2 protein-coding genes are annotated in these 2273 nt (G+C 37.8%); both read right to left on the minus strand.

Features of this window, described 5'->3' with window-relative positions:
* A partial coding sequence (locus AC1DTM_RS23400) for an ABC transporter permease (RefSeq protein ID WP_477001005.1) occupies positions 1-875 on the minus strand: 875 nt, incomplete at its 3' end.
* Positions 868-2273: ABC transporter ATP-binding protein (locus tag AC1DTM_RS23405; protein WP_477001006.1), on the minus strand; the 1406-nt coding region annotated here is incomplete at its 5' end. The genes AC1DTM_RS23405 and AC1DTM_RS23400, both read right to left, overlap by 8 nt.

The raw sequence follows: 2273 nt of genomic DNA on the forward strand, positions 1-2273 counted from the left end.
GGATTATTCCCTCCAAGAAGAGCTACCGCAATCCCATCAAATCCAATACCTGTAAACGAAGACATCGCTGTCATGTTTTGGAATGTACCAAGCCCTTCCATAGCACCACCAATCCCTGCAAACGCACCCGCAATCGTCATAGATAGCACAACATTTCGAGAAACTTTCATCCCCGCATACTGAGAAGCATGTTGATTAAATCCAACAGATTTCAATTCGTATCCCAATGTCGTTCTATCCAATAAGAACCACATAATAATCGCAATTAAAATCGCTACGATAATTCCCCAGTGTAAACGAGAACCATCCGTTAAAGAAGATAACCATTCAGAAGATAAAGAAGCACTAGATTTTATGTCATACGATTTCTCATTCGCCTCATGTAAAAAGCGCTTAATTAAATCATACGTCACATAAAGTGCAATATAATTCATCATGATTGTTACGATTACTTCATTTACTTTAAATTTCCCTTTCAAATATCCCGGGATAAATCCCCACAAACCACCAGCTATCGCCGCTACTAAAATTGACAACGGAATATGTAAAATTGCCGGTAATGATACTGCATATCCAAACCAAACAGCAGCAAGCCAACCAACTAATAATTGCCCCTCTACTCCGATGTTAAAAAGACCTGTACGGAATGCAAATGCCACAGAAAGTCCTGCTAACACAAGCGGAATCATCGTACGTAATGTCTCACCAATTGCTTGCGGATTTCCAACCATTCCTTCCCAAAGCGCTGCATACCCAACAATTGGATCATATCCACTAACTAACATTACAATGGCACCAACAAGTAAACCAAAAATAACGGATAATACAGGAACTAAAATGTTAATTGTTCGCTCCGTTAAAAATTTTTTAGCCATTTGTATTCACCTTCTCTTTCTCCGTTCCGCCAGCCATCAACAAACCAAGCTGTTGTTCATTTGTTTCTTTCGCATCGACAATTGCTACAATTTTCCCTTCATATATAACAGCAACTCGATCACTTACATTCAAAATTTCATCCAGTTCTAGCGATAGAAGTAATACTGCTTTCCCATTATCTCTCTGCTCGATTAATTTTTTATGAATAAATTCAATCGCACCTACATCTAAACCACGTGTTGGCTGTGCCGCAATTAATAAATCCGGATTACGATCCACTTCACGTGCGATAATTGCCTTTTGCTGGTTTCCACCAGATAGTGCGCGAGTTAAGGTTTGTTCACTAGGTGTACGTACATCAAACTGTTCAATAAGCTCTTTTGCTTTTTGTGTGATTTTACTAAAGTTTAAAATCCCTTTCTTTGAGAATGGGTTTTTATAGTACGTTTGCAAAACTATATTATCTCTAACAGAAAAATCAAGCACAAGCCCGTGTTTATGACGGTCTTCTGGAATATGACCAATTCCTTCCTCTGTAATTCTTCGAACAGGCCAATTCGTTATTTCTTTTCCTTTAATTGCAATAGAACCTGACTCAACTTTTCGTAAACCAGTAATTGCCTCTATTAATTCACTTTGTCCATTTCCATCAATCCCTGCAATACCAACGATTTCTCCTGCACGAACAGTTAAGTCAAGGCCTTTTACAGCAGGTAATTGGCGTGCATCATGAACGACAAGATTCGCAACAGACAGAACCTCCTCTTTCGGTTTGGCCCCTATTTTTTCTGTTTTAAAATTCACTTGACGTCCGACCATTAATTCTGCAAGTTTATGTTCATCCATTTTCGCAACGTCAACTGTACCAATTCCTTTACCTTTACGAATAATTGTGCAACGATCGCAAACTTCCATAATTTCTTTTAATTTATGTGTAATAAGAATGATAGATTTTCCTTCTTGCACAAGCTTTTTCATAATTTGAATCAACTCATGAATTTCTTGAGGAGTTAACACTGCAGTCGGTTCATCGAATATTAAAATCTCCGCACCACGATAAAGCGTCTTTAATATTTCAACCCTTTGCTGCATCCCAACCGAAATATCTTCAATCTTTGCATTTGGATCAACAGCTAAACCGTACTGTTCAGATAATTGTTTAATTTCTTTTGCAGCCTCTTCAACAGCTATTTTCCCTTTTCTCTTCGGCTCATTTCCAAGAATGATATTCTCTGTAACTGTAAAATTATGAACAAGCATAAAGTGCTGATGGACCATCCCAATTCCAAGGTCATTTGCTATATTCGGATTTGTAATTTTTACAGGGTTTCCTTTAATTTTAATTTCGCCCTGTTCTGGTTGATACAAACCGAACAGTACATTCATCAACGTTGATT

The organism is Bacillus sp. P4_D3, from assembly GCF_056401855.1.